Here is a 26,805-nt window from a genome sequence, read left to right on the forward strand (position 1 = left end):
ATGATATATTAAGCGCTCATATATTGATGCGGTGGATTGTTTAGTAGCGCTAAAAATTGCTGGATAAGAATCGTCCTTAATTTATCCATATCGCTATTTTCCACCAGTTGGCTGACCTGGGTCATTTCCATACCGGCGTAACCGCAAGGATTGATGCGCATAAACGGCGCCAAATCCATATCGATATTCAGCGCCAGGCCATGGAATGAGCACCCTTTACGGATCCGCAGACCCAGGGAACAGATTTTCTTGCCTTGCACATATACACCCGGTGCGTCAGCGCGTGCCTGTGCGTTAATCCCGAGTGTGGCCAGCGTATTGATAACCGTATTTTCCAGCAATGTGACAAGTTCGCGCACGCCTACTTTGCGCCGCTTCAGATTAATTAATACATACATTACCTGCTGGCCTGGTCCATGGTAGGTTACCTGGCCGCCGCGATCGCTCTGGATCACAGGAATATCCCCCGGGGCGAGCACATGTTCGGCTTTGCCGGCCTGGCCTTGAGTAAAGACGGGATGGTGTTCTACCAGCCAGATTTCATCCGGCGTCGTCTCGTCGCGAGCATCAGTGAATTCATGCATTGCCAGAGAAATCGGATCATAAGGCTGCAAACCAAGATTGCGGATAAGAATGGTGTCCTGAGACAAAACGGCATCCCCGGGGGAGAAAAAGAGTGGGGGAAGTATATCACAGCGAAAACGTTACCCGAATGGCTCCGGGTAACGTGATGAACAATTACAGCACCATACGAACAATTTCGATATTGCCGAGTTCTTCGTACAGCGTCTCAACTTGCTCAATATGCGTGGCGTTAATGGTGATGGATACCGAGTGGTAATTGCCTTTGCTGCTCGGTTTTACCTGCGGAGAGTAATCACCTGGCGCATGGCGCTGTACCACTTCAACCACCAGATCAACCAGCTCTGGTTTCGCCAGACCCATCACTTTGTAAGTAAAAGGAGTCGGGAATTCAAGCAGTTCTTTAAGATTGGTTTTCATGTCAGCTCCGGCGTAAAAAATAAGAACTCCTGCCGCAAGGGCAGGAGTTTTTCTGAGATGCTAAGTATATGGGGACGGAAATCACACTTTCAAGTGTTCAATTTTTAGCCAAACCAGTGATGGAACATCAATTTAATGTAATCAATGATTTTGCCGAAGAAATTACCTTCCGGGATCTCCTGCAGCACCACCAGCGGGCGCTGTTCGATGGTTTTGCCATCCAGCTGGAAGTTAATAGAGCCAACCACCTGATTTTTCTGCAGCGGTGCGTGCAGCTCGCTGGTGTTCAGCACATAGCTGGCTTTCAGATCTTTCATACGGCCGCGCGGAATGGTCAGGTACACGTCTTTATCAACACCCAGCGAAGCGCGATCGCTGTCGCCAAACCATGCTGGCTCTGAAGCAAACTCTTTACCGGCTTTAATTGGGCTTACGGTTTCAAAGAAACGGAAGCCCCAGGTCAGCAGTTTCTTGCTTTCGGTTTCACGGCCTTTAAACGTGCGACCACCCATTACAGCAGATATCAGGCGCATCTGGCCTTCGGTCGCTGACGCCACCAGGTTATAACCCGCTTTATCGGTGTGACCGGTTTTAATCCCGTCAACATTCAGGCTGTTATCCCACAGCAGGCCATTACGGTTGGTCTGACGAATGCCGTTAAAGGTGAACTCTTTCTCTTTATAAATGGAGTATTCGTTCGGCACATCGCGGATCAGCGCCTGACCAATCAGCGCCATGTCACGCGCGGAGCTGTACTGACCATCAGCATCCAGGCCATGTACGGTCTGGAAGTGACTGTTTTGCAGGCCCAGTGCTTTCACATAGTTATTCATCAGGCCGACAAACGCGTCCTGGCTGCCCGCCACATAATCGGCCATCGCCACGCAGGCATCGTTACCGGATTGCAGGTTGATACCACGGATCAACTGTGAAACCGGCACTTGCATACCAGGTTTCAGGAACATCAGGGAAGAGCCACGGAACACCGGGTTGCCGGTCGCCCAGGCGTCGTTACCAATCGTGACCAGATCGCTGTCTTTAAATTTGCCCGCTTTCATGGCCTGGCCAATGACATAGCTGGTCATCATTTTGGTCAGACTTGCCGGATCGCGGCGCGCATCGGCGTTTTGCTCAGCCAGCACTTTGCCGGAGTTATAGTCGATCAGGATATAGGATTCCGCGTCAATCTGCGGAACGCCCGGGATCATGGTCTTAATATTCAGGTCATCGGCATGCGCAGCGGAAAGAGAGGCTGCAGTCAGCGCCGTGGTGAGCGCCAGGCGCTGCATAAAACGAACGGAAAAAGTGGTCTTCATGGTCGAACAACGACATCCGTGATGGAGTTAAAAAAAGTGCCTTACTATAGCAAAAGCTATACATGCAGGCATCTGACTTTCAGCATGACTTTGTTAATGTTGCTGACATAAGTTGACAAAGTCAGACACCTTCGCATGTTTACTGGGCATTCGTGACAAATGACTGCAATTGCGCCTCGTTTTGCAGACGTTGCTGCAATGCGCTGGCGTCCGCTTTGTTGCTGAACGGCCCTAACTGTACGCGCCAGACAGCACCGTTTTGCGTGACGCGGCCAGGAACCGCAAACTGCTGCGCCAGGCGCTGCTGATATTGCTGAGCACGGGTCTGATCGCTGACGGCTCCCACCTGCACCATATAACCGCCACTGCTTGCCGCCGCAGCGCTGCTGGCAGGCGCGGCCGTATGTACGTTGCCCTGTACCGAACCCGGTGCTGTAACGGGTGAAGTGCGCGTCGGTGTGTAAGTTTGTACAGACGGAGCAGTCTGCGCGGCCGGCGTAGCCGTTGGTGTCACAGATGTTGTTGCAGGTTGCGCTACTGTCGCGGTGGAAGTATTAGCGCTTCCTTCCAGTACGCCAGCGGCGAGTGGGGTCGGCGCGCCCAGGAAGCCACCGCTACGTACCGGCGCAGCAGTGGTGTCGTCGCTTTTCAGCGTATCATTGCTGATCGCGTGTACGTTGCCCTGCGGTTCTTCAGGCTGCGGAGCCGAAGAGACACTGCCAAGACCGTCGCCAAGATCGGGACGCGCTGGCAAGGCGTAGGTTTGCTGTGCAACTTTCGTACATGCCATACCCGGGCCGGAAAGGGAACCATCCTGCGCAACGATAATCGGATCAATACGCACTTTGGTGTTATTGGAGGTATTCAGTCGATCCGCTGCCGCGCGCGACAGGGAAATTACGCGATCGTTACCGTAGGGCCCGCGATCGTTAATACGCACCACGATCATGCGACCATTCGCCAGGTTAGTGATACGCGCATAGCTCGGAATGGGCAGCGTCGGATGCGCTGCGGTAAGCTGCATCGGATCGAACGCTTCGCCGGAGGCGGTCAAATTACTGCCGGGTTCGGCATCGTAAATCGCCGCAAAACCCGCCTGGCTAAAGTTCGCCGGATTCTGCACGATTTTGTAGCGCTTACCGTCGCGTTCATAATCCTGATTCGCCGTGGCGACAGGCGCTTCGTAATGAGGCTCCGCACCGCTAATTTCAACGACAGGGCCGTTACACACCGCAGGTTGCGGCGCTACGGTCGTCTGCTGCTGACCATCATCGTTCGAACATGCCGCCAGTAATCCTGCTGCTATGCAGATCCCAAGCCATTGCTTACGCATTGCCCACCTCTTATACGCTCTTTGACAACATTTTCCTGTGGGTATGGATCGACATAACGATACCAAACCCGGCCATGAGTACGATCAGGGCAGAACCCCCGTAACTGATCAGTGGCAGCGGAACGCCCACCACTGGCAGGATACCACTCACCATACCAATATTTACGAACACATAAACGAACAAAATCAACATTAAACCACCGGCCATAACGCGTCCGAATGTGGTTTGCGCCCGGGCGGCAATCCACAGCCCACGCATAATTAGCAATACATATAGCGCCAGCAAAATCAGGATACCGATGAGGCCCAGCTCTTCTGCCAGCACGGCAAAGATAAAGTCGGTATGGCGTTCGGGCAGAAACTCCAGTTGCGACTGGGTTCCATGCAGCCAGCCTTTACCGCTCAGACCGCCGGAGCCGATGGCGATTTTTGACTGAATAATATGATAGCCCGCGCCGAGCGGATCGGTTTCCGGATCGAGCAGCATCATCACGCGCTGGCGCTGATAATCATGCATCAGGAAGAACCACAACACCGGGATAAATGCCGCTACCAGCACTGCGGCAATGCCAATCAACCGCCAGCTTAACCCGGAAAGAAACAGCACAAACAGCCCGGAGAGCACCACGAGGATCGAGGTTCCCAAATCCGGTTGCGCCGCCACCAGCAGCGTCGGTACGAAAATCAGCGCCAGCGCGATTGCGGTATTTTTCAGCGAAGGCGGGCAGACATCGCGGTTAATAAAGCGCGCCACCATCAACGGTACGGCTATTTTGGCTATTTCCGAAGGCTGGAAACGCACCACGCCCAAATCGAGCCAGCGCTGCGCGCCTTTTGAGATAGCGCCGAAAGCGTCCACCGCGACAAGCAACACGACGCAGAAAATGTAGAGATAGGGCGCCCAACCTTCATAGACGCGTGGCGGCACCTGCGCCAGGATAACCATGATAATCAGCCCCATGGCGATTTGGCCGATTTTGCGCTCGGTCATACCGATATCCTGGCCGCTGGCGCTCCAGATAACGATCGCGCTGTAAAACAGCAGCGCAAGGATAATCAGCAGCAGCACCGGATCGATGTGGATTTTATCCCAGAACGATTTCTTGTTCGGATTATCCGTCATGTTATTGGTCCTCCACTGCTGCCGTGGACGGGTTTTCCGTTGGCAGCTCGGTGTTGTTATCGCCAAGCATAATGTGATCGAGGATCTGGCGCATGATCGTACCCACCGCCGGACCAGCGCCACCGTTTTCCAGAATGACAGCGACGGCGACCTGCGGGTTGTCGTAAGGGGCGAATGCCGTCATCAGTTTATGGTCGCGCAGACGTTCGGCAATACGGTGGGCGTTATAGGTTTCGTTGGCTTTCAAGCCAAAGACCTGGGCGGTACCGGATTTCGCCGCGACTTTGTACGGTGCGTTGGCGAAATACTTATGACCCGTACCGTTCGGACGGTTGGCTACTCCATACATCCCGTCTTTGGCAATCTCCCAGTAGCCAGAGTGAATATCACCCACCGGCGGCTGTGCCGGCTGTTGCCACGGCACTTGTTTGCCATCTTCTACCGTGCTCATCAGCAGGTGCGGCACTTTAACAACGCCATCATTGATCAGCGTCATCATCGCTTTGTTCATCTGCAATGGCGTTGCTGTCCAGTAACCCTGGCCGATCCCTACTGGAATGGTATCGCCCTGATACCACGGCTTTTTAAAGCGCTTCAGTTTCCATTCGCGGGTTGGCATGTTCCCGGCGCGCTCTTCCGAGAGGTCAACGCCGGTATAGTGACCGTAGCCAAATTTGCCCATCCATTCTGCCAGGCGGTCAATGCCCATATCATAGGCGACCTGATAGAAGAAGGTATCGGCGGACTCTTCCAGCGACTTGGTAACATTCAGGTGGCCGTGACCCCATTTTTTCCAGTCGCGGTAACGTTTTTCCGAGCCGGGTAATTGCCACCAGCCGGGATCGAACAAGCTGGTATTGCGCGTGATCACCCCGGCGCTGAGTGCGGAAACGGCCACATACGGTTTCACCGTCGACGCAGGCGGGTAAACCCCTTGTGTGGCGCGGTTGATCAGCGGCGTATTTGGGTCGTTTAACAGTGAAGAGTAATCTTTGCTGGAAATGCCATCGACAAACAGGTTCGGGTCGTAGCTTGGCATCGACACCAGCGCGAGAATGCTGCCATTACGTGGATCGGTCACGACCACAGCGGCACGGCTGCCGGCGAGCAGCGTTTCAATATATTGCTGAAGTTTTAAATCCAGCGTCAGGTAGATATCGTGACCTGCCTGCGGCGGCACCTCTTTGAGCTGACGGATCACGCGGCCGCGGTTGTTGACTTCCACCTCTTCATAACCGGTCTGACCATGCAGCACATCTTCGTAATAGCGCTCGATACCCAGTTTACCGATATCGTGGGTGGCGGCGTAGTTTGCCAGCTTGCCCTCTTTATCCAGCCGTTCGACATCTTTATCGTTAATTTTCGACACGTAGCCAATAACATGCGTCAGCGCAGAACCATACGGATAAAAGCGGCGCTTATAGCCCTTGACCTCAACGCCGGGAAAACGGTACTGGTTCACCGCAAAGCGCGCCACCTGAACTTCCGTCAGGTTAGTTTTTACCGGGATTGAGGTGAAGCGGTGCGAGCGTGAGCGCTCTTTTTTGAAGTTGGCAATATCGTCGTCATTCAGATCCACCACATCGCGCAGAGCATCCAGCGTTTGCTGCACATCATCAACTTTCTCCGGCATCATCTCGACCTGATAGATGGTGCGGTTCAGCGCCAGCGGCGTACCGTTGCGATCGTAGATAATGCCGCGGCTTGGCGCGATAGGCACCAGCTTGATGCGGTTTTCGTTGGAGCGGGTCTGGTAGTCCGCAAAACGGACGATTTGCAGGTTATAAAGGTTGGCTACCAGCACGCCGGTAAGCAGCAAAATCCCCGTAAAAGCGACCAGCGCCCGGCGCACAAACAGCGCGGACTCAGCCGTATAGTCGCGAAAAGAATTCTGTAATTTCATCCGCTGCTTAATCTACCCAAGACTCGTCGTTACTCACGGTGATAAGGATGGTTGGTGGTAATACTCCATGCGCGATACAGGCTTTCGGCAACCAGCACGCGCACCAGCGGGTGAGGTAACGTTAGCGCAGAGAGTGACCAACTTTGTTCTGCCGCCGCTTTGCAGGCCGGGGATAACCCTTCCGGCCCGCCAATAAGCAAGCTGACATCGCGTCCGTCTTGCTTCCAGCGTTCCAGTTCGTTTGCCAGCTGCGGCGTATCCCAGGGTTTGCCCGGAATATCAAGGGTAACGATACGATTTTTGCCAGCCGCGGCCAGCATCAGTTCACCCTCTTTATCGAGAATGCGTTTGATATCTGCGTTCTTGCCGCGCTTTCCCGCCGGAATCTCGATTAACTCGAACGGCATATCTTTTGGAAAGCGGCGCAGGTATTCACTAAAACCTGTCTGTACCCAGTCCGGCATTTTCGTGCCGACGGCGACTAGTTGCAGTTTCACGCATTAACCCCAGAGTTTTTCCAGTTCATACAGGCGACGGCTCTCTTCCTGCATGACGTGGACAATCACATCGCCTAAATCGACAACGACCCAGTCCGCGGCGCTTTCACCTTCGACACCCAACGGCATCATGCCGGCGGCGCGCGATTCCTGCACCACATGATCCGCAATAGAGATAACGTGACGCGTAGATGTACCGGTGCAGATAATCATGCAGTCGGTGATACTGGATTTACCCTGAACGTCAATGGCGACGATATCCTGACCTTTCAGGTCATCAATTTTGTCGATAACAAAATCCTGGAGTGCTTTACCCTGCAAGTGTTCCCCCTGGGGTGAGTAAAAAATGTACTGTTAATGAACGGCCTGACATTATACCTGAACTGCATCGATTGTCGGGGTATGAGAGACCCGGCAAGTTTAAAAGTTGGCTATCATCCCATCACGGGCGCGTGATTGCATTGCCATTTTTGTAAAACAATTTCTGCGCGCGGAGGATAACAGCCTGTGAGGGCGTGTCAATGACCGAATCAGCGGTGTGAATAGGATGCATGAAAAACAGGCTATGCATCGTCCGCGTGCCATGCTGCCCGGCTATTTAATACCCGCAGCGTGGCGAAATCATCATGGATATCAATAGCGCTCCAGCACCCTTGATCAACACGAAAATGCCACAGTGATGCAGCAGGCATGTTAAGCAAACGGGCGATCAACAAACTCAACACTCCCTGATGGCTGGCGATCAACACATTCTTGTGCTGACTTTTTATATCGGCAACGAGCGCAATAACTTGCTCAATTCGTGCAGAAAATGCCTGAAATCCTTCACCATTGGTTGGAACGGCGTGCTGCCAGTCAGTACACCAGGCGGCATAGCTTTGCGGATCTTCTCGCGTTAAATCGCGATGATGGCGCATTTCCCAGTCGCCAAAAAACATCTCATTAAGTAATGGTGTGGTATGAACGGTCAGCGTGCGCGATTCCAGCACGCGCGCGGCCGTCTGCTGCGCGCGCTCCAGTTCGCTACACAGCACATAATCGAAGGGTACATGAGCGAGTAGATCGCGCAGAGTTTTCGCCTGCGCCAGCCCCTTGGGCGTCAGCGGCGTCGGTGAATGGCCGCTATAAAGCCCGGCGACATTCGCTTCGGTTTCTCCATGGCGTATCAGCCAGAGTCGCATGATGGTCTCCCGTCTGGATTAGTGCGCAAAGTTTACCATCGCGCCCTCAATCACGGCCTCTTTTTCGTTTAAGATAACGGCTTTTAACCGGAGCGGAAGATGGCTTTGTTTCACAGTGCGCACGGTGGCAACACGCGTGAGGCGGCAGAACTGTTGGGGATATCAGCGGAGCAGTTGCTTGATTTCAGTGCCAACATTAATCCGGCTGGTATGCCGGCATCGCTTAAACATGCGTTGCAAAATAATCTGTCGCTCGCCGAGCGCTACCCGGATGTTGAGTATCAGCGTCTGCATCAGGTACTGGCGGCTCATCACCAGGTGCCTGCTTCATGGATACTTGCCGGAAATGGTGAAACGGAAGCGATCTTTGCGCTGGTCAACATGCTTAAGCCACGTCAAGCGATGCTGATAACGCCTGGATTTGCCGAGTATCGCCGGGCGCTGGCGTTGGTGGCGTGCGGGATTCGCGACTATCAATTACGTGAGAGTGATGGCTGGCAGCTTACGGATGCGTTGCTGGGCGCACTGACCGCCGATCTCGACTGTTTATTTCTCTGTACACCCAATAACCCCACCGGTTTGTTGCCGGACGAGGTTCTGCTGCACGCGATTGCCGCCCGTTGTAAATCGCTGGGAATTACGCTTGTCCTCGACGAAGCCTTCATGGATTTTATTGCCGAACGCGAAGGTTTTATTCCTTATCTGGCAAACAATCCGCACGTTTGGGTGCTGCGTTCACTCACCAAGTTTTACGCCATTCCTGGCCTGCGACTGGGGTATGTGCTGGGCAGCAACGAACAGCAAGTCCGGTCTATGCGCGATGCGCAGATGCCATGGTCCATCAATGCCTTTGCCGCGCTCGCCGGTGAGGTAATTTTGCAGGACAGTGACTATCAGCAGGCAAGCTGGAACTGGCTCAATAATGAACGTCCGCGTCTGTTCGCCGCGCTTAGTGTGCTGCCGGGGTTAACGGTCTGGCCTGGCTGTGCAAACTATCTTTTTTTGCGCTGTGACGTGCCGGGTCTGGAGTTACAACAGGCCTTGCTTTCCCGCCATATTTTGATTCGTAGCTGCGCCAATTATCCAGGGCTCGATGCGCGCTATTATCGTGTGGCGGTGCGAAGCGAAAGGGAGAATGATCGGCTCATCGCTGCCATGACGGCGGTGATCAGCGGTACAAACCCTGCTCGTTGATATATGCCAGGACGGACTCAGGGAGCAGATCATCACACTTTTCACCGTGCTCCAGCCGTTCACGGATAAGCGTTGCCGAAATGTTGAACCACGGCGTTTCGGCAAGGTAAATCCGTCCGGCTGGTAAAACATGCAGCTCTTCAGGATTGGTGGTGAGATGGGCTTCCAGCCACTGCTGGTGCGCGTCCTGCCCCATCGTCAGCGGGTAACCCGGGCGGCGGCAGACAATCAGATGGCAGTTATCCAGAATGGTCTCGTAGTGATGCCAGGTGGGGAAGGTGAGCAGTGAATCCTGGCCAATGATAAACGCCAGTGGGTGTTGCGTACCTTGCTCTTCCCGCCACTCCTGTAAGGTTTGCGCCGTGTATGATGGGGTGTCGCGGCGAAGTTCGCGTTCATCAAGGGTGAATAAGGGCTTGTCGGCAATGGCCAGCTCGACCATTTTTTTGCGTTGCTGGCTGCTGGCCTCCGGTTGTGCGCGGTGTGGCGGCACGTTATTGGGCATGATGATCACCCTGGAAAGGCCAATCTGGTTCGCCAGCGCTTCCACAGGTTTCAGGTGTCCATAATGGACCGGATCGAATGTACCGCCAAACAGTGCCTGCAACTGATTCATATCAACCATCAATAAAAACGTCTGCCAGTGCCTTATGACAGAGTAGCAGAGAAAGCCCTTCAAGCTCGGGCCAGACCGACTGCCCAAAATCCTGCTTCACAATCAGCTCAATGCGACTCAGCAAATGGACTGCCTGGCGTAACTGAACGAGGCTCAGGCGATTAAGCGCATCGCCCGTGACACCCCGGCGGTTTTGCCACACCCGATGCTTGTCAAACAGCGCACGCAATGGCGTGTTTGCTGACTGGCGTTTCAATGTCACCAGCAACAGCAATTCCCGTTGCACGGTACGCAGCAGGATCACCGGCTCACACGCTTCCAGTCGCAACTGGGTGAGGATGTGCAACGCGCGTTTGCTTTTCCCGGCAAGTAGCGCATCAACCCAGTGGAAGGGTGTGAAGTGCGCCGCGTCGTTTACCGCATGTTCCACGCGGGGCAGGGTGAGTTTGCCATCCGGCCATAGCAGCGCCAGGCGTTCCAGCGCTTGTGCCAGTGCCAGTAAGTTTCCTTCGTAGCAATAACAAAGTAACTGATTGGCGGCGTCGTCCAGTTCCAGTTTGTTTTGCTTTGCTCTGGCGGCAACCCAGCGCGGCAGATTCGCCTGCTCCGGCGTCTGGCAGCTTACCTGCACGGCACGATTATTTAACTGCGTTATCCATGCCGCGTTTTCCTGCGCTTTGGTCAGCTTGTTCCCGCGCACTGTCAAAATGAGGTCGTCATGCAGCAGGCTAACCAGCTTTGCCAGCTGTTCATTGATAGCCGCGTTTGGGCCATTTTCGGGTAGCTGTAACAGTAACGTCTGGCGGCTGGCGAACAGACTCAATGCCTGGCAGATGGAGAAAATCGCATCCCAATCCGTGCTGGCATCCAGTGTAAAGGTATGGTGTTCGATGAAGCCCTGTTCAGCGGCAACCTGACGCACGGCGTCCTGGCTCTCTTGCAACAGCAGCGGATCATTACCGAGGAGTAAATACGCCGCGCGCAGCCCTTCATTAAGCTGCGCGCGGAGTTGTTCCGGATACAACCTGAGCATTAGCTACCCGGTTGCGTGGAAGAGGAGCCAGTCGTCGAGGTGGCTGCGTCCTGCGTGCTTTTCGCATCTGCCGTATGTACGCTAGGCAGTTTACGAATCAGTTGTTCGGCTGCTTTGTCGTACATCTCCTGAACGATCATCTCCTGCTCTGCAGCTTTCGCCAGTGCCGTTTGCGGGTTATCAAAGAAGGAACGATAAACTTTGGTATTGATCGGGTAAATATCATGACCCGGGATCAGTACGCTGGCGTTTACGGTGAGCACCATTTGATATTCCGCAGTTCGGCCATCCTGGAAAACAGAAGCCGTGTCACGGGAGAACGTTACGGCACCAAGACGCAAAGAAGGCACATCCTGACGTGTGGACGTTTTCTCCAACAGTTCGACGCCATTCAGGCGCAACTGGCTGCGGATCGCGCGGCTCAGTGGGCCATTCGGATCCCCGGAATCAAAGAACATCGTTTTCATTTCGCTCGGCACCTGCGTGGTATTACGCAGATGCCAGCCACATCCGGCGGTGATAAGCACCGCCAGTGATACGAACAATGTAGCCAGATATCGCACGCTTCCTCCCGCGCTTAGCCAACGACCAGATTAAGCAGTTTACCCGGTACGTAAATCACTTTACGCACGGTCACGCCATCAAGATATTTTGCTACCAGATGTTCCTGGCCTGCGCGTTCACGCACCTGTTCTTCCGTCGCGTCAACGGCAACAGTAATTTTACCACGCACTTTACCATTGACCTGGACGACGACCAGCGTGGTGTTTTCAACCATCGCTTTCTCATCAGCTACGGGCCACGGTGCGTTGTCGATGTCGCCTTCGCCGCCCAGTTCCTGCCACAGCGTGAAGCTGGCGTGTGGGGTGAACGGGTTAAGCATACGTACTACCGCCAGCAGGGCTTCCTGCATTAAGGCGCGATCCTGCTCGCTCTCCTGCGGCGCTTTCGCCAGCTTGTTCATCAGCTCCATAATCGCCGCGATAGCGGTGTTGAAAGTCTGACGACGACCAATATCATCGGAAACTTTAGCGATAGTTTTATGCACGTCGCGGCGCAGGGCTTGCTGATCTTCACTCAGCGCAGCCAGATCCAGTGCGGCAACAGCACCCCGAGCGGTGTGTTCATAAACCAGTTTCCAGACGCGTTTCAGGAAGCGGTTCGCGCCTTCTACGCCGGATTCCTGCCACTCCAGTGTCATATCGGCTGGCGATGCAAACATCATGAACAGACGCACGGTGTCCGCGCCGTAACGCTCAACCATTTCCTGCGGGTCGATACCGTTGTTTTTCGACTTGGACATTTTGCTCATGCCGGTATAAACCAGCTCGTGGCCCGCCGGATCGGTCGCTTTGACAATGCGACCTTTTTCGTCACGTTCAACAATGGCATCTTTCGGCGAAACCCAGTTACGCTCGCCGTTTTCACCCACGTAATAGAACGCATCGGCCAGTACCATGCCCTGGCACAGCAGCTGTTTCGCAGGCTCATCGGAGTTCACCATGCCCGCGTCGCGCATCAGTTTGTGGAAGAAGCGGAAGTAGAGCAGGTGCATGATGGCGTGTTCGATACCGCCAATATAAATATCTACCGGCAGCCAGTAATTTGCCGCTTTCGGGTCCAGCATACCTTCGTTGTGCTGCGGGCATGTATAGCGCGCATAGTACCAGGAAGACTCCATAAAGGTGTCGAAGGTATCGGTTTCGCGCAGCGCCGGCTGGCCGTTGACGGTGGTTTTCGCCCACTCAGGATCGGCTTTAATCGGGCTGGTGATACCGTCCATGACAACATCTTCCGGCAGGATAACCGGCAGTTGATCTTCCGGCGTTGGAATAACGGTGCCATCTTCCAGCGTCACCATCGGGATGGGCGCGCCCCAGTAACGCTGACGGGAAACGCCCCAGTCGCGCAGACGGAAATTCACTTTGCGCTCGCCCACGCCTTTGGCCGCCAGTTTGTCGGCAATGGCGTTAAAAGCAGCGTTAAAGTCGAGACCGTCGAATTCGCCAGAGTTAAACAGCACGCCTTTTTCGGTCATCGCTTGTTCGCTCAGATCCGGCGCGCTGCCGTCAGCGTTGAGAATGACCGCCTTGATCGGCAGATTGTATTTCGTGGCAAATTCGTAGTCGCGCTGATCGTGACCCGGAACGGCCATCACCGCACCGGTGCCGTACTCCATCAGCACAAAGTTTGCCGCCCATACCGGGATGGCTTCGCCGGTCAGCGGGTGAATGGCTTTCAGGCCGGTATCAACGCCTTTTTTCTCCATCGTCGCCATATCGGCTTCCGCAACTTTGGTGTTACGGCATTCGTCGATAAAGGACGCCAGCTCCGGTTTGCTCGCGGCAGCTTGCTGCGCCAGCGGATGGCCTGCCGCAACGGCCAGATAGGTTGCGCCGATAAATGTGTCCGGGCGGGTGGTGTAGACCGTCAGTTTCTGGTCGCTGTTCTGCACGTCGAACGTGATCTCCACGCCTTCAGAACGGCCAATCCAGTTGCGCTGCATGGTTTTCACCGTATCCGGCCAATGATCCAGATTATCCAGGTCATTCAGCAGCTCGTCAGCGTAAGCGGTGATTTTAATAAACCACTGCGGGATCTCTTTGCGTTCAACTTTGGTATCGCAGCGCCAGCAGCAGCCGTCGATAACTTGTTCGTTCGCCAGCACGGTCTGATCGTTCGGGCACCAGTTCACCGCGGAGGTTTTCTTATAGACGAGACCTTTTTTGTACAGCTCGGTGAAGAACTTCTGTTCCCAACGGTAATATTCCGGGGTGCAGGTCGCCAGCTCGCGGCTCCAGTCATAGCCGAAACCCAGCATTTTGAGCTGGTTTTTCATGTACGCGATGTTGTCGTAAGTCCATGGTGCCGGTGCGGTGTTATTTTTTACCGCCGCGCCTTCAGCCGGCAGACCAAACGCATCCCAGCCAATCGGCTGCAGCACGTTTTTACCCAGCATGCGCTGATAACGGGAGATCACATCGCCGATGGTGTAGTTACGGACGTGGCCCATGTGTAGTCGGCCAGAAGGATAGGGGAGCATCGACAAGCAATAGTATTTCTCTTTGCTCTCGTCTTCAGTGACTTCAAATGTGCGCTTCTCTTCCCAGTGGCGCTGTACTTTGGATTCTATCTCTTCCGGGCGGTATTGCTCTTGCATGGCAGCCAGTAGTCCTGTTTTTGCTACAGCTACAAATGTAGCGTTGTTACGTGATTTTTCGAAAGGCATAGCATAGCCCAAACGCCACTCTCAAAACAGCCTTTCCGCGAGGCGGGAATGAAATTGCCGCAGCCGTTGGCGGCGAATTTTTTGTCGACAGTGCGGGCGAGTCGGCACAGCGAGTAAGAAATAACGTCTACCATTAGAGAGAGTTACTGAACCGGGAGGCGAAACGATGAACAAGGTTGCTCATTTTTACCGTGAACTGGTGGCGGCGTTGACTGAGCGTCTACGCAATGGAGAGCGTGATATTGACGCCCTGGTTGAACAAGCGCGCCTGCGCGTGGCGAAGACCGGTGAGTTAACGCGCGCCGAGGTTGACGAGCTGATGCGCGCCATTCGCCGCGATCTGGAGGAGTTCGCCCTCAGTTACAGCGAAAGCCAGGAAGAAGTCACCGACAGCGTATTTATGCGGGTGATTAAAGAGAGTATCTGGCAGGAACTGGCGGATATCACCGATAAAACGCAGCTTGAGTGGCGTGAAGTGTTCCAGGATCTCAATCACCACGGCGTGTATCACAGCGGCGAAGTGGTAGGACTCGGGAATCTGGTCTGCGAGAAGTGCCACTTTCATCTGGCGGTCTATACGCCGGATGTGTTGCCGTTATGCCCGAAATGCGGACATGACCAATTCCAGCGCCGCCCGTTCGAACCATAATCCAGAAAGCGCCTGCCCGGGGCGGGCAGGCGCAGGTTGTTAATGCAGGATTTTTGCGAGGAAGTCTTTTGCACGTTCGGATTTCGGATTATCGAAGAAGGCGTCTTTCTCTGAATCCTCGACAATTTTCCCTTCATCCATAAAGATTACCCGGTTCGCCACTTTGCGGGCAAAGCCCATTTCGTGGGTCACCACCATCATCGTCATGCCTTCGTTTGCCAGTTCAACCATGACATCCAGCACTTCGTTGATCATCTCTGGATCGAGTGCCGAAGTCGGCTCATCAAACAGCATCGCCACCGGATCCATACAGAGCGCACGGGCAATCGCCACACGTTGCTGCTGGCCGCCGGAGAGCTGCGCCGGAAACTTATTCGCATGCGCTGACAAGCCAACGCGCTCCAGCAGCTTGAGCCCTTTTTCCCGTGCGGCGGCTTTATCACGTTTGAGCACTTTTACCTGCGCCAGCGTCAGGTTTTCGATAATCGACAGGTGCGGGAACAGTTCAAAGTGCTGAAACACCATCCCGACGTGAGAACGCAGCTTTGCCAGATCGGTTTTCCTGTCATTCACTTTGGTGCCGTTGACGAGAATCTCGCCTTTTTGCACCGGTTCCAGACCGTTGACGGTTTTTATCAGCGTGGATTTACCGGAGCCGGACGGCCCACAAACCACCACCACTTCGCCTTTTTTCACTTCGGTGGAGCAATCGGTCAACACCTGAAAGTGACCATACCATTTAGAAACATTTTTCAGGGAAATCATTAGACGGTCCTTTTCTTCAGCCAGCTGACCAACAGCGAAGCACTAAGACTGATAACAAAATAAACTGCACCGGCAAACAGGATCATTTCGACCTGCGTTCCATCACGCTCGCCAATTGTTGAGGCCGTGCGGAAGAAGTCCGCCAGACTCAAGACATACACCAGCGAGGTATCCTGGAACAGGACGATCCCCTGCGTAAGCAGCAGCGGCACCATGGCGCGAAACGCCTGCGGCAGGATGATGAGCTTCATCGACTGCCAGTGCGTCATCCCCAGCGCCAGTGCGGCACTGGACTGCCCGCGGGAGATACTCTGGATGCCGGCGCGAATAATTTCTGAATAGTAGGCCGCTTCAAACATTGAGAAGGCCACCATCGCGGAAATCAGGCGGATATCGGTTTTCGGTGACAGGCCAAGCACGTTTTGCAGAAAGCCCGGCACAATCAGATAGAACCACAGCAGCACCATGACCAGCGGTATGGAGCGGAACACGTTCACGTAGCTCTTGGCGAACCAGCGCAGCGGGGCGAAAGTCGACAGGCGCATCACCGCCAGCAGCGTTCCCCAGATTATGCCGACCACAATAGCGATAGCGGTGATTTTCAGCGTCACCACCAGCCCGGCCCACAGATAGGGCAGGGAAGGGATCACAGAACTCCAGTCAAACTCATACATGATTATTTGCCCCCCATATTGCCCGGCAGGCGAATTTTGCGTTCAACCAGGTTCATCGCCAGCATGATGATGGCGTTAATCACCACATACGCGACGGTGATGGCAGTGAAGGATTCCCATGCGTGTGCCGAGTAATCCAGCAGTTTCCCCGCCTGCGCGGCCATATCGACCAGGCCGATAGTGGAGGCGATGGCCGAGTTTTTTACCAGGTTCATCATCTCCGAGGTCATCGGCGGCACAATCACGCGATAAGCGTTTGGCAGCAACACATAACGGTAGGTTTGCGGCAGCGTCAGCCCCATTGCCAGACCGGCATTTTTTTGCCCGCGCGGTAGCGACTGAATCGCCGCGCGTACCTGCTCGCAAACGCGAGCGGCGGTAAACAGCCCAAGACAAATCATTGATGAGAGGAAGAACTGGATATTCGGATCCAGTTCTGATTTGAACCACATGCCGATATCTTCTGGCAGTAATTCCGGTACCACCAGGTACCAGGTAAAAAACTGCACAATCAGCGGCACGTTGCGGAACAGTTCGACATAAAGGGTGCCAATGCCGGACAAGAAACGGTTAGGGACGGTACGCAGAATGCCAAACAGGGAACCGACCAGAAAAGCGATAATCCAGGCCGTCACGGAAAGCGCGATAGTGACCTGAAAACCACTCCATAGCCAGCCAAGATAGGTGGTGTTGCCGAACGGGGCCTGTTGCAGGAAGATCCCCCAGTTCCAGTCTATGGACATAAATCTACTCCGGAAAAAAAAGGGTAGCAGCGCTACCCTCGAAGATTGTGTGAAGAGCGAGTTTTCGTGTTGAGTGGGGAACGACCACTCAGCATATAGTCTGTCCGTGCTACTTCGACAATCGAGAGGGCAGGTAAACCCGCCCCTAATGGTTTTAATTAGTTCAGAGCTTTGTCATTCGGTTCTTTGAACAGCGCTTTCATATCGTCAGAGAGATCGAAATTGAGGTTCATGTTTTTTGGCGGAATTGGGTTTTTAAACCATTTATCGAAGGATTTTTCCGCCGCACCGGATGTCTGCAACTGAGCGATGGTGTCATCCATCAGCTTTTTGAACTCAGGATCGTTTTTACGCAGCATACAGCCATAGGCTTCTTTTGATTGCGGCGTGCCAACGATGTCCCAGTTGTCCGGTTTTTTCGCTTTCGCACGTTCACCCGCCAGCAGCGCGTCATCCATCATAAAGGCTACCGCACGACCGCTTTCCAGCGTACGGAACGAGTCGCCATGGTCTTTCGCGCTGATAATGCGCATGTCCATTTTCTTCTCGTCGTTCAGCTTGTTCAGCAGGATTTCTGAGGTAGTACCGGAAGTCACAACAACCGCTTTGCCTTTCAGATCGGCGAAGTCTTTAATCGGGCCGCCTTTTTTGGTCAGCAGACGTGTGCCAACCACGAAAATGGTGTCAGAGAACGCCGCTTGTTTCTGACGTTCAACGTTATTGGTGGTGGAACCACACTCAAAATCGAAGGTGCCGTTTTGCAGCAGCGGGATACGGTTTTGTGACGTGATTGGAATCAGTTTTACCGCCAGATCCGGCTTATTCAGTTTTTTCTTCACCGCTTCAACGATAGCGTTGGAGTAGTCTTGGGAGTAACCGACGACTTTTTGTTCATTGTCGTAGTAGGAGAACGGTACGGAAGATTCGCGGTGACCGACGACGATAACGCCGTTTTTAGCAATTTTAGCCAGTGTAGCTTGTTGATCAGCCGGCGCTGCGTCGGCAGGTTTTGCATCTTCAGCATGCACCAGACCGGCGGACAGTCCCATCACCAGCATCGCGGCGGCCAGTTTACGTAATTGCATATCCAGACTCCTTTATCGTCAGCGCCAGAGACGCGTATTGATACCCATTGTGTGTATTGTGTTTTTGTTGTTCTGCGACAATATCGTGCAGTGTCGTGTGTGTTTGTTACATTCAGTCTGGCTTAATGTAAAGATTTTGCTGCGGTATTGTTTATTTTTGCGAGGCGCGCCGCACCATTTAGAGGCAAAAATCTTCCATTGCACCAAAATGGTGCTGCTACTGTTTCCTGCTGGTGCGACATAAGTTGCACATAAGCGGATTACATAGCTGCCTGATAGATATAAGCAAACCGCATGCCAAAACGGCCTAATCGTAAATTTTGTGTAGCGAAGAGAGGATGCCCGGCAAGCAGATCGCCACCGGGCAGAACAACGAGGAGAGGGATTAACGGCGGCGCTGACGCAAGCCCATCACCAGGGCGCCAAAGCCCAGCAAGGCGGTGATAATCCACAGCGGCCAGTTACCCGTGCGGGCATACGGCGTGAGACCAGAGGTTGGCGTCACCTTCGCGGTTAATACTTCACGAGTAAATTGCGGGATCATCGCCTGGATTTCACCCTGCGGGCCAATGACTGCGGTGATGCCATTATTGGTGCTCCGCAACAGCGGGCGCGCCAGTTCCAGCGCACGCATCCGTGCCATCTGGAAGTGCTGCCACGGGCCGATGGATTTGCCAAACCAGGCATCGTTCGAGATGGTCAGCAAGAAATCGGTATCCGGACGGAAATTATCACGTACCTGCTCGCCAAGGATGATTTCGTAGCAGATTGCCGCCGTCAGCGTTAGCCCATGTGCCGACAGCGGAGGCTGCACATAAGCGCCACGGCTGAATGAGGACATCGGCAAATCGAAGAAGGGTGCCAGCGGACGCAGAATCGACTCCAGCGGTACAAACTCGCCAAACGGTACCAGATGGTTTTTGTTGTAGCGATCGCTTGAGCTGTAGCTATAAGCGTTGTCTTTGCCCAGCGTAATGATGGTGTTGTAGGTATCGTAACGGTTTTGCTTATTGAGACGTGAATCGACAATCCCGGTGATAAGCGTACTGTTGTTTGCCCGCAGCAGATTATCCATGGCGCTTAAAAAGCGTTGCTGGTTAATTTCCAGATCCGGAATGGCAGACTCCGGCCAGATAATCAGCTGCGATTTACCCATCACCTGCGCACTGGCTTCGCTGTAGATTTTCAGCGTATTGAGCAGCTGGTTTTCGTCCCACTTCATTGATTGTGGAATATTCCCCTGCACCATCGACACCTGAGTGGTGCGCTCCGGCAGCAGTTGATACCACTGGATATAACGCAGCGGGAAGGGCAGAGCGAACAACACGACGGCGACAACCAGCGGGCGCAAGCGACGCTGCGCTATAGCCAGTACCACCAGACCGCTCACCACCATCAGTAAGAAATTGATTGCTTCAACGCCAAGCACCGGCGCAAGACCTTTCAGCGGCCCATCTATCTGGCTGTAACCAAACTGGAGCCACGGGAAACCGGTCAGCACCCAGCCGCGCAGGAACTCGGTAATTTGCCAGACGACCGGCGCGGCAACGGCCAGGCGCAACCAGGTAGTATGCGGCCACAGATGCGACAAAATACCGGCGAACAGCCCGGTGTAGAGCGACAGATAGGCCGCCAGCAGCACCACGAGGAAGATATTGACCGGGCCAGGCATGCCGCCAAACTGGGCGATGCTGACATATACCCAGTGCACACCGCTGCCAAACAGGCCAAGCCCCCAGAAATAACCAATCCAGGCAGCTTGCAACGGGCGGCGATTCAGGGTTAAACCCTGCAGACCAATCAGAGAGATAAGTGCGGCGGGCCAGAAGTCATAAGGAGAAAAAGCCAGCGTTCCGCTGGCTCCGAATAACAACGCCAGCAGCAGACGTATGCGCTGGCGCTCAAACAATGCGGCAAATACCATTTACATTACTCATCCAGTTTCGGTTGCGGAGAATCATCCGGCATTCTGACATGGACCTGAATAATACGTCGACTATCAGCCATAGCGACCTTGAATTGGTAACCATCAATGTCAATCGATTCGCCGCGCGCAGGCAAGTGACCAAACGCCTGCATCACCAGACCGCCAATGGTGTCTACTTCATCATCACTGAAGTGGGTGCCGAAGGTTTCATTGAAATCTTCAATCGGCGCCAGTGCGCGTACTGTCCATGTGTGGCGGCTAAGCTGGCGGAAATCGATATCTTCTTCTTCGTCATATTCGTCTTCGATTTCGCCGACAATAAGCTCGAGAATATCTTCAATCGTTACCAGGCCAGAAACGCCGCCGAACTCATCAATAACGATAGCCATATGGTAGCGCTGGGAACGGAACTCTTTCAGCATGCGATCAACACGCTTGCTTTCCGGCACCACTACCGCCTGGCGTAACACTTTTTCCATGCTGAACGCTTCGGCGTCGCTGCGCATAAAAGGCAGCAAATCCTTAGCCATCAGGATCCCTTCGATGTGATCTTTATCTTCGCTGATCACCGGGAAACGCGAGTGGGCAGACTCGATAATGACATCGAGACATTCGTCCAGCGTCTGGTTGCGTTTCAGGGTAATCATTTGGGAGCGGGGGATCATGATGTCGCGAACGCGCTGGTCCGCAATATCCATTACCCCTTCCAGCATGTCGCGCGTATCGTTGTCGATAAGCTCGTTCTGCCCGGAGTCTCGGATCAGTTCCAGCAGTTCATCACGGTTTTTCGGTTCGCCGTGAAAGAGCTGGCTGAGCAAAAGGGAGAAGAATCCCTTTTTGTTGGTGGTGTTGTCGCTACTGTGTGAGTTATCGTCGCTCATGGCGTCGTGTGGGTTCTCGTGTTGGTTAATCTGTCGCTCGTCGCGCGTAAACTCAGCGCCGGACGGCATTTTTAGCGAGTGGCGCGCAGCAATCTGCGCGCCAACTTACTCTTTCTCGGAAATGTACGGATCCTCATAGCCCAGAGCAAGCATTATCTCTGTCTCGATCCCTTCCATCTCTTCGGCTTCATCATCCTCAATATGATCGTAACCGAGCAGGTGTAAACTACCGTGCACCACCATATGCGCCCAGTGTGCGTCCAGCGGTTTGCCTTGCTCCTGGGCTTCCTGTTCCACAACCTGGCGGCAAATGATCAAATCGCCAAGCAGCGGCATCTCGATGCCCGGCGGCGCTTCAAACGGGAAAGAGAGCACGTTAGTCGGCTTATCTTTCCCGCGGTAGGTCAGGTTCAGTTCATGGCTTTCCGCATTGTCGACCACGCGAATGGTGACTTCCGCTTCTTCCTGAAACTGTGGGATAACGGCGTCAAGCCACTTCTGGAACTGCGCTTCTTCCGGCAGGCCGCTGTTATCTTCACACGCCAGCTGTAGATCAAGGATCACCTGACTCATTTCTGCTCCTGCTCCTGGGCTTCGCGTTTGCGCTCGGCGGCCAGTTCTGCTTTACGTTTCTGTTCGGCCTCTTCCCAGGCTTCATAGGCGATAACGATACGGGCAACCACCGGATGGCGCACCACATCTTCGCTGTGGAAGAAGTTAAAGCTGATTTCGTCGACGTTCGCCAGCACTTCAATGGCGTGACGCAGACCGGACTTGGTGTTGCGCGGCAGGTCAATCTGCGTGACATCGCCGGTAATCACTGCTTTGGAGTTAAAGCCAATACGCGTCAGGAACATCTTCATCTGTTCGATGGTGGTGTTCTGGCTCTCATCAAGAATGATAAACGCGTCGTTTAGCGTACGACCGCGCATATAGGCTAACGGCGCGACTTCAATGACGTTGCGCTCTATCAGCTTTTCGACGCGTTCAAAGCCAATCATTTCAAACAGCGCGTCATACAGCGGGCGCAGATAAGGATCGACTTTTTGGCTGAGATCGCCGGGCAGGAAGCCGAGCTTTTCACCTGCTTCTACCGCCGGGCGCGTCAGCAGAATGCGGCGTACTTCCTGACGTTCCAGTGCATCCACTGCTGCGGCGACCGCGAGGTAAGTTTTACCGGTTCCCGCCGGGCCAACGCCGAAGGTGATGTCGTGATCGAGCATATTAGCGACGTACTGCGCCTGGTTCGGCGTGCGCGGTTTAATCACACCACGCTTGGTCTTGATATGAATCGCTTTGCCGTACTCCGGCACGCTCTCGGCGCTCTGCTCCAGCACGCGCGCTTCTTTGATAGCCAGATGGATCTGTTCCGGTTCGATATCCTGGATCTGGCCGCGCATCGGAGCGGTATCGACATACAGGGTGCGTAGAATATCGGCGGCGGCATTAACGCAAATTTCGCGTCCGGTGAGTTTGAAGTGATTATCGCGGCGGTTGATTTCGATGCCCAGTCGCCGCTCCAGTTGTTTGATGTTGTCGTCAAACGGGCCGCACAGACTTAGCAGACGTGCGTTGTCCGCTGGCTCAAGGGTAATTTCACGCGTATCTATATTCAAACTGTTCCTCTTTTCGATGTGTCGAGGGCTATGCCCATTAGGGAATTATTCACGGCATATAAAGAAGTCGCAAGCATTGCGCAAGATGTTGGGGTCGGCGAGGGGAAAAGCAAGGCCTGCCAGAAATGGCAGGCCGGTGGTATTACGGTTGGTACAGACCGACGCCGAGGTCGTTCTCTTTACGCGTACGGGCAATAACAGATTGTGGCGATTCCACCACGCGCAGACCCATTTCTTCTTCGGTACGCACCAGCACGCCGCGCAGGGAGTTCGGGTAGACATCGACGATTTCCACATCGACAAATTTACCGATCATCTCTGGTTTGCCTTCGAAGTTCACCACGCGATTATTTTCGGTGCGGCCGGACAGCTCCATGATGTTCTTACGCGAAGTACCTTCCACCAGGATGCGCTGCGTCGTGCCAAGCATACGGCGGCTCCAGGCCATCGCCTGCTGGTTAATACGCTCTTGCAGAATGTACAGGCGCTGTTTTTTCTCCTCTTCCGGCACATCATCTACCATATCGGCAGCGGGCGTGCCCGGGCGTGCGGAGAAGATAAAGCTGTAGCTCATGTCGAAGTTAACATCGGCAATCAGCTTCATGGTTTTTTCGAAATCTTCGGTGGTCTCACCCGGGAAGCCGACGATAAAGTCGGAGCTAATCTGAATGTCCGGGCGCGCCTCGCGTAGCTTACGGATGATCGCTTTGTATTCCAGCGCGGTATGCGTGCGGCTCATCAGATTCAGTATGCGGTCAGAACCACTTTGCACCGGCAGATGCAGGAAGCTCACCAGCTCCGGCGTGTCGCGATAGACGTCAATGATGTCATCGGTGAACTCAATAGGGTGGCTGGTGGTGAAACGGATGCGATCGATACCATCAATCGCCGCCACCAGACGCAGCAGTTCGGCAAAGGTGCCGATACTGCCGTCAAAGTTCTCACCGCGCCAGGCGTTCACATTCTGGCCGAGCAGGTTCACTTCACGCACGCCCTGCGCCGCCAGTTGAGCGATCTCAAACAGGATGTCATCGGCAGGGCGGCTGACTTCTTCACCACGGGTATAAGGCACCACGCAGTAAGTACAGTATTTGTTACAGCCTTCCATGATCGATACAAACGCGGTCGGACCTTCGGCGCGCGGTTCCGGCAAACGGTCGAATTTTTCAATTTCCGGGAAGCTGATATCGACTACCGGGCTACGGGTGCCGCGCACGGAGTTGATCATTTCCGGCAAGCGGTGCAGGGTTTGCGGCCCAAAAATAATGTCGACATAGTGCGCGCGCTGGCGAATATGATCGCCTTCCTGAGACGCCACGCAGCCGCCAACACCGATAATCAGATCGGGGTTTTTCTCTTTCAGCAGCTTCCAGCGGCCCAACTGATGGAAGACTTTTTCCTGAGCCTTTTCACGGATTGAGCAGGTATTAAGCAGCAGCACATCCGCTTCTTCCGCCACCTCGGTCAGTTGATAGCCGTGCGTGGCATCCAGCAGATCGGCCATCTTCGATGAATCGTATTCGTTCATCTGACAGCCCCAGGTTTTTATGTGGAGTTTTTTTGTCATCGACTTGCTCTTGCTTAAGTTCGTATACCCTGAGTATGACGGGTATCAGCCAGGATTGCAGGCCGCGTATTGTAATGCTTTGGTCGCGTGCTGACCAGTATGACGGTTGTCAGCCTCAAGGGGTAAAAAATCCGGTAAACTTAACGGATTCTCGTTGAAGGACAAGTAGCCATGACAAATCAATCCACTGAAGTTGCCATCGTTGGCGGCGGAATGGTCGGCGGAGCGCTGGCGCTGGGGCTGGCGCAACATGGTTTTGCCGTGACCGTGATTGAAAAACAGGAACCCGCGGCGTTTGATGCAACGTTACCGCCAGACGTACGTATTTCGGCAATCAGTGCCGCATCGGTGGCGTTGCTGCGCGGGCTGGGCGTCTGGGAGAGCATTCAGGCCATGCGCTGTCACCCTTATCGGCAACTGGAAACCTGGGAGTGGGAAAATGCGCATGTGCTGTTCGACGCTCGCGAGCTGAAGTTGCCGCTGCTCGGTTACATGGTGGAAAACACGGTGCTCCAGCGTGCGCTGTGGGAGGCGTTACAGGCGCACCCGCAGGTAACGCTACTTACGGCGAAAGAATTAACCGCGCTGCATGCGCACGATGCGCATCAGCAATTAACGTTTGCGGATGGTGATACGTTAACCGCGAAACTGTTGGTAGGGGCCGATGGCGCGAATTCCTGGGTACGACAAGCGGCGGGAATTGGCATTCACGCCTGGCAGTATCAGCAATCCTGCATGTTGATCACCGTTCAGTGCGAACACGAAGCGGGTGACAGCACCTGGCAACATTTCACGCCTGCTGGTCCGCATGCCTTTTTACCGCTGTTTGATAACTGGGCATCGCTGGTGTGGTATGACAGCCCGGCGCGTATTCGTCAGTTGCAGACATTAACGATGGCGCAACTGGAGCAGGAGATTGCCCGACATTTCCCGGCGCGCTTAGGTGCCGTTAAACCGGTTGCTGCGGCCTCTTTTCCGCTGACTCGCCGCCATGCTCTGCAGTATGTCAGGCCGGGGCTGGCGCTGGTGGGCGACGCAGCGCATACCATTCATCCGTTGGCCGGGCAGGGCGTTAATCTGGGGTATCGCGATGTGGATGCGCTGCTGGATGTGCTGACCAGCGCGCGTACGCAGGCGGAAGCCTGGGCCAGCCATGCGGTGTTGAAGCGTTATCAGACGCGACGTATGGCGGATAACTTTATTATGCAAAGCGGGATGGATCTGTTTTACGCCGGATTCAGTAACTCCCTCGGTCCGGTGCGGCTGCTGCGCAATATCGGCCTGATGGCGGCGGATCGCGCCGGTGTGCTGAAACGGCAGGCGCTGAAGTACGCATTAGGATTATAAAAGGTCTGCGGGCGCAGCGCCCGCAGTACTCACATAATGGCCAATAACTTATCCAGTGCTGTGCGCGCGCCTTTTTTGTCGATAAAAAAGGCCTGATACCCGTCAATCCCTTCAAGCTGTTGCAGCGCCCATTCGCCACTGTGCATTTTGCGCAGCAACAGCACTGTGCGGTAAAGCGGCACCAGCAGAATAATCAGCGCCACGAAGGCTGCCGCCCCATAGCCAGGGGAGAGCGGGTTTGCGCTGGCCTGTTGCACCAGTAGCGCGACAGACGCAACTTGCAGCACGAGCCTGGCGAGCAGTGTCCGCATACAGAATTGCTGCAGGCGCTGTGGCGTAGAGAAGCAGGGATTTTTCAGCGATGAGCGTGTTTCCTGCACCGGAATGCCCTGCACATACACCGTCCAGTGAGTTGTCTCCTTCAGCAGCAGGGCCTGGCCGCTTTCGCTCAGCGTATGCAGACGCATGGATATGACGACCGGGAAGATCAACCCCATACAGAGGCCATAAAAGATCGGCGCGGAGAGGCCCATAAAAGCAAGACCGAAACCGGTCACCACAAAGAGTACATACAGCGGGGCATAAATTAATAGGGCAGTGTTTTGATAGTTCATCATGCTGGCTCAGAGGAGAGAGGCGGATAAATTACCATACGGTTTATGCAGTGATTAACTACCAACATCCGTGGATGTGCAGAAAACAAAAAAGCCCGCCGAAGCGAGCTTTTTTGTTTTGTTGGCTGGGGTACGAGGATTCGAACCTCGGAATGGTGGAATCAGAATCCACTGCCTTACCGCTTGGCGATACCCCAAAAGTGCGTTTGCGAAAGCAAACGTCTTTGAGATGGCTGGGGTACGAGGATTCGAACCTCGGGATGGTGGAATCAGAATCCACTGCCTTACCGCTTGGCGATACCCCAACAAATCTTTTTCAGGTTTAACGTCTTAACATTAGACCTTAAATATGGTGGCTACGACGGGAATCGAACCTGTGACCCCAGCATTATGAGTGCTGTGCTCTAACCAGCTGAGCTACGTAGCCAAGTTTTACTGCTTTCCCAGTCATCGACTGGCTGGGGTACCTGGATTCGAACCAGGGAATGCCGGTATCAAAAACCGGTGCCT

26 protein-coding genes and 3 tRNA genes are annotated in these 26,805 nt (G+C 54.2%); 3 read left to right on the forward strand and 26 right to left on the reverse strand.

Features of this window, described 5'->3' with window-relative positions; genetic code table 11:
• Positions 1–8: 8 nt before the first annotated feature.
• The 9 genes from lipB to RT644_RS15025 form a co-directional block, all read right to left on the reverse strand.
• Entirely contained in the window at positions 9–650 is a 642-nt protein-coding gene (gene lipB / locus RT644_RS14985; protein WP_313627180.1) for a lipoyl(octanoyl) transferase LipB, read from the reverse strand.
• 88 nt (positions 651–738) lie between these two features.
• Positions 739–1,002, reverse strand: a complete 264-nt coding sequence (gene ybeD / locus RT644_RS14990; protein ID WP_017455881.1) for a DUF493 family protein YbeD — start codon at positions 1,000–1,002, stop codon at positions 739–741.
• A 104-nt stretch (positions 1,003–1,106) separates the two neighbouring features.
• A complete protein-coding gene (gene dacA / locus RT644_RS14995) occupies positions 1,107–2,318 on the reverse strand; it encodes a D-alanyl-D-alanine carboxypeptidase DacA (RefSeq protein WP_020457003.1) in 1,212 nt (403 codons plus the stop codon).
• 139 nt (positions 2,319–2,457) lie between these two features.
• Positions 2,458–3,651, reverse strand: coding sequence for an endolytic peptidoglycan transglycosylase RlpA (gene rlpA / locus RT644_RS15000; RefSeq protein WP_313627181.1), 1,194 nt, complete (start codon positions 3,649–3,651; stop codon positions 2,458–2,460).
• Positions 3,652–3,661: 10 nt separating this feature from the next.
• Positions 3,662–4,774 (reverse strand): peptidoglycan glycosyltransferase MrdB, encoded by a 1,113-nt coding sequence (mrdB, locus tag RT644_RS15005; RefSeq protein ID WP_020457005.1) that lies wholly within the window; start codon positions 4,772–4,774, stop codon positions 3,662–3,664.
• Position 4,775: 1 nt separating this feature from the next.
• Positions 4,776–6,677, reverse strand: a complete 1,902-nt coding sequence (mrdA, locus tag RT644_RS15010; protein ID WP_020457006.1) for a peptidoglycan DD-transpeptidase MrdA — start codon at positions 6,675–6,677, stop codon at positions 4,776–4,778.
• Between the two features lie 29 nt (positions 6,678–6,706).
• Positions 6,707–7,174, reverse strand: a complete 468-nt coding sequence (gene rlmH, locus RT644_RS15015; RefSeq protein ID WP_017455886.1) for a 23S rRNA (pseudouridine(1915)-N(3))-methyltransferase RlmH — start codon at positions 7,172–7,174, stop codon at positions 6,707–6,709.
• A gap of 3 nt (positions 7,175–7,177) precedes the next feature.
• Positions 7,178–7,495, reverse strand: coding sequence for a ribosome silencing factor (gene rsfS, locus RT644_RS15020; protein ID WP_017455887.1), 318 nt, complete (start codon positions 7,493–7,495; stop codon positions 7,178–7,180).
• 242 nt (positions 7,496–7,737) lie between these two features.
• Positions 7,738–8,355, reverse strand: a complete 618-nt coding sequence (locus RT644_RS15025) for an adenosylcobalamin/alpha-ribazole phosphatase (protein WP_045509062.1) — start codon at positions 8,353–8,355, stop codon at positions 7,738–7,740.
• A gap of 99 nt (positions 8,356–8,454) precedes the next feature.
• Here RT644_RS15025 and cobD point away from each other — a divergent pair, with 99 nt between their 5' ends.
• Positions 8,455–9,549 carry a threonine-phosphate decarboxylase CobD gene (gene cobD / locus RT644_RS15030; RefSeq protein WP_313627182.1) on the forward strand — a complete coding sequence of 365 codons (1,095 nt, stop codon included), beginning with the start codon at positions 8,455–8,457 and terminating at the stop codon, positions 9,547–9,549.
• On the opposite strand, the gene nadD is transcribed toward cobD, so the two are convergent.
• The 4 genes from nadD to leuS are packed head-to-tail and all read right to left on the reverse strand — an operon-like array spanning position 9,524 to position 14,358.
• Positions 9,524–10,165 (reverse strand): nicotinate-nucleotide adenylyltransferase, encoded by a 642-nt coding sequence (gene nadD / locus RT644_RS15035; RefSeq protein WP_313627195.1) that lies wholly within the window; start codon positions 10,163–10,165, stop codon positions 9,524–9,526. The genes cobD and nadD overlap by 26 nt on opposite strands.
• Before the next feature lies 1 nt (position 10,166).
• Complete coding sequence (holA, locus tag RT644_RS15040; RefSeq protein ID WP_313627183.1) at positions 10,167–11,198, reverse strand: DNA polymerase III subunit delta; 1,032 nt, start codon at positions 11,196–11,198, stop codon at positions 10,167–10,169.
• Positions 11,198–11,761 (reverse strand): LPS assembly lipoprotein LptE, encoded by a 564-nt coding sequence (lptE, locus tag RT644_RS15045; RefSeq protein WP_045508977.1) that lies wholly within the window; start codon positions 11,759–11,761, stop codon positions 11,198–11,200. The genes holA and lptE overlap by 1 nt, the downstream gene beginning before the upstream one ends.
• A 14-nt stretch (positions 11,762–11,775) precedes the next feature.
• Positions 11,776–14,358, reverse strand: coding sequence for a leucine--tRNA ligase (leuS, locus tag RT644_RS15050; protein ID WP_114413825.1), 2,583 nt, complete (start codon positions 14,356–14,358; stop codon positions 11,776–11,778).
• Between the two features lie 235 nt (positions 14,359–14,593).
• On the opposite strand from leuS, the gene RT644_RS15055 reads away from it, so the two are divergent.
• Entirely contained in the window at positions 14,594–15,076 is a 483-nt protein-coding gene (locus tag RT644_RS15055) for a zinc ribbon-containing protein (protein WP_313627184.1), read from the forward strand.
• Between the two features lie 39 nt (positions 15,077–15,115).
• On the opposite strand, the gene gltL is transcribed toward RT644_RS15055, so the two are convergent.
• From gltL to miaB, 9 genes are all read right to left on the reverse strand, one after another.
• Positions 15,116–15,841 carry a glutamate/aspartate ABC transporter ATP-binding protein GltL gene (gene gltL, locus RT644_RS15060; RefSeq protein WP_313627185.1) on the reverse strand — a complete coding sequence of 242 codons (726 nt, stop codon included), beginning with the start codon at positions 15,839–15,841 and terminating at the stop codon, positions 15,116–15,118.
• Positions 15,841–16,515 carry a glutamate/aspartate ABC transporter permease GltK gene (gltK, locus tag RT644_RS15065; protein WP_020457016.1) on the reverse strand — a complete coding sequence of 225 codons (675 nt, stop codon included), beginning with the start codon at positions 16,513–16,515 and terminating at the stop codon, positions 15,841–15,843. Before gltK ends, gltL begins: the two co-directional genes overlap by 1 nt.
• 2 nt (positions 16,516–16,517) lie before the next feature.
• Positions 16,518–17,258, reverse strand: a complete 741-nt coding sequence (locus tag RT644_RS15070) for an amino acid ABC transporter permease (RefSeq protein ID WP_020457017.1) — start codon at positions 17,256–17,258, stop codon at positions 16,518–16,520.
• A gap of 158 nt (positions 17,259–17,416) precedes the next feature.
• Positions 17,417–18,343, reverse strand: coding sequence for an amino acid ABC transporter substrate-binding protein (locus RT644_RS15075; protein ID WP_017455899.1), 927 nt, complete (start codon positions 18,341–18,343; stop codon positions 17,417–17,419).
• Positions 18,344–18,728: 385 nt separating this feature from the next.
• Positions 18,729–20,267 (reverse strand): apolipoprotein N-acyltransferase, encoded by a 1,539-nt coding sequence (gene lnt, locus RT644_RS15080; protein WP_313627186.1) that lies wholly within the window; start codon positions 20,265–20,267, stop codon positions 18,729–18,731.
• Between the two features lie 5 nt (positions 20,268–20,272).
• Positions 20,273–21,151 (reverse strand): CNNM family magnesium/cobalt transport protein CorC, encoded by an 879-nt coding sequence (gene corC, locus RT644_RS15085; RefSeq protein ID WP_044489811.1) that lies wholly within the window; start codon positions 21,149–21,151, stop codon positions 20,273–20,275.
• A gap of 105 nt (positions 21,152–21,256) precedes the next feature.
• Complete coding sequence (gene ybeY, locus RT644_RS15090; RefSeq protein ID WP_045508988.1) at positions 21,257–21,724, reverse strand: rRNA maturation RNase YbeY; 468 nt, start codon at positions 21,722–21,724, stop codon at positions 21,257–21,259.
• Positions 21,721–22,767 (reverse strand): PhoH family protein, encoded by a 1,047-nt coding sequence (locus tag RT644_RS15095; protein ID WP_045508990.1) that lies wholly within the window; start codon positions 22,765–22,767, stop codon positions 21,721–21,723. Before RT644_RS15095 ends, ybeY begins: the two co-directional genes overlap by 4 nt.
• A 142-nt stretch (positions 22,768–22,909) precedes the next feature.
• Positions 22,910–24,334 carry a tRNA (N6-isopentenyl adenosine(37)-C2)-methylthiotransferase MiaB gene (gene miaB / locus RT644_RS15100; RefSeq protein WP_020457022.1) on the reverse strand — a complete coding sequence of 475 codons (1,425 nt, stop codon included), beginning with the start codon at positions 24,332–24,334 and terminating at the stop codon, positions 22,910–22,912.
• Positions 24,335–24,505: 171 nt separating this feature from the next.
• On the opposite strand from miaB, the gene ubiF reads away from it, so the two are divergent.
• Positions 24,506–25,681, forward strand: a complete 1,176-nt coding sequence (ubiF, locus tag RT644_RS15105; protein ID WP_313627187.1) for a 3-demethoxyubiquinol 3-hydroxylase — start codon at positions 24,506–24,508, stop codon at positions 25,679–25,681.
• A gap of 29 nt (positions 25,682–25,710) precedes the next feature.
• Here the strand turns inward: ubiF and RT644_RS15110 are convergent, their stop codons facing one another.
• The 4 genes from RT644_RS15110 to RT644_RS15125 form a co-directional block, all read right to left on the reverse strand.
• Positions 25,711–26,298, reverse strand: a complete 588-nt coding sequence (locus RT644_RS15110; RefSeq protein WP_269231438.1) for a hypothetical protein — start codon at positions 26,296–26,298, stop codon at positions 25,711–25,713.
• A 119-nt stretch (positions 26,299–26,417) separates the two neighbouring features.
• Positions 26,418–26,492 (reverse strand) — tRNA-Gln (locus RT644_RS15115).
• Positions 26,493–26,525: 33 nt separating this feature from the next.
• Positions 26,526–26,600, reverse strand: a tRNA-Gln gene (locus tag RT644_RS15120).
• 45 nt (positions 26,601–26,645) lie between these two features.
• Positions 26,646–26,722, reverse strand: a tRNA-Met gene (locus tag RT644_RS15125).
• Positions 26,723–26,805 lie beyond the last annotated feature (83 nt).

This window comes from Kosakonia sp. (genome assembly GCF_032104925.1).
Lineage (GTDB): Bacteria > Pseudomonadota > Gammaproteobacteria > Enterobacterales > Enterobacteriaceae > Kosakonia.

What these genes read in the sequence shown, in the direction of transcription:
- miaB (WP_020457022.1), bottom strand. Translation starts at nt 24,334, where the DNA reads ATGACAAAAAAACTCCACATAAAAACCTGGGGCTGTCAGATGAACGAA.
- ubiF (WP_313627187.1), top strand. Translation starts at nt 24,506, where the DNA reads ATGACAAATCAATCCACTGAAGTTGCCATCGTTGGCGGCGGAATGGTC.
- RT644_RS15075 (WP_017455899.1), bottom strand. Translation starts at nt 18,343, where the DNA reads ATGCAATTACGTAAACTGGCCGCCGCGATGCTGGTGATGGGACTGTCC.
- RT644_RS15070 (WP_020457017.1), bottom strand. Translation starts at nt 17,258, where the DNA reads ATGTCCATAGACTGGAACTGGGGGATCTTCCTGCAACAGGCCCCGTTC.
- RT644_RS15025 (WP_045509062.1), bottom strand. Translation starts at nt 8,355, where the DNA reads ATGCGACTCTGGCTGATACGCCATGGAGAAACCGAAGCGAATGTCGCC.
- rlpA (WP_313627181.1), bottom strand. Translation starts at nt 3,651, where the DNA reads ATGCGTAAGCAATGGCTTGGGATCTGCATAGCAGCAGGATTACTGGCG.
- leuS (WP_114413825.1), bottom strand. Translation starts at nt 14,358, where the DNA reads ATGCAAGAGCAATACCGCCCGGAAGAGATAGAATCCAAAGTACAGCGC.
- RT644_RS15055 (WP_313627184.1), top strand. Translation starts at nt 14,594, where the DNA reads ATGAACAAGGTTGCTCATTTTTACCGTGAACTGGTGGCGGCGTTGACT.
- dacA (WP_020457003.1), bottom strand. Translation starts at nt 2,318, where the DNA reads ATGAAGACCACTTTTTCCGTTCGTTTTATGCAGCGCCTGGCGCTCACC.
- mrdA (WP_020457006.1), bottom strand. Translation starts at nt 6,677, where the DNA reads ATGAAATTACAGAATTCTTTTCGCGACTATACGGCTGAGTCCGCGCTG.
- corC (WP_044489811.1), bottom strand. Translation starts at nt 21,151, where the DNA reads ATGAGCGACGATAACTCACACAGTAGCGACAACACCACCAACAAAAAG.
- holA (WP_313627183.1), bottom strand. Translation starts at nt 11,198, where the DNA reads ATGCTCAGGTTGTATCCGGAACAACTCCGCGCGCAGCTTAATGAAGGG.
- ybeY (WP_045508988.1), bottom strand. Translation starts at nt 21,724, where the DNA reads ATGAGTCAGGTGATCCTTGATCTACAGCTGGCGTGTGAAGATAACAGC.
- mrdB (WP_020457005.1), bottom strand. Translation starts at nt 4,774, where the DNA reads ATGACGGATAATCCGAACAAGAAATCGTTCTGGGATAAAATCCACATC.
- gltK (WP_020457016.1), bottom strand. Translation starts at nt 16,515, where the DNA reads ATGTATGAGTTTGACTGGAGTTCTGTGATCCCTTCCCTGCCCTATCTG.
- lnt (WP_313627186.1), bottom strand. Translation starts at nt 20,267, where the DNA reads ATGGTATTTGCCGCATTGTTTGAGCGCCAGCGCATACGTCTGCTGCTG.
- ybeD (WP_017455881.1), bottom strand. Translation starts at nt 1,002, where the DNA reads ATGAAAACCAATCTTAAAGAACTGCTTGAATTCCCGACTCCTTTTACT.
- cobD (WP_313627182.1), top strand. Translation starts at nt 8,455, where the DNA reads ATGGCTTTGTTTCACAGTGCGCACGGTGGCAACACGCGTGAGGCGGCA.
- nadD (WP_313627195.1), bottom strand. Translation starts at nt 10,165, where the DNA reads ATGAATCAGTTGCAGGCACTGTTTGGCGGTACATTCGATCCGGTCCAT.
- gltL (WP_313627185.1), bottom strand. Translation starts at nt 15,841, where the DNA reads ATGATTTCCCTGAAAAATGTTTCTAAATGGTATGGTCACTTTCAGGTG.
- RT644_RS15110 (WP_269231438.1), bottom strand. Translation starts at nt 26,298, where the DNA reads ATGATGAACTATCAAAACACTGCCCTATTAATTTATGCCCCGCTGTAT.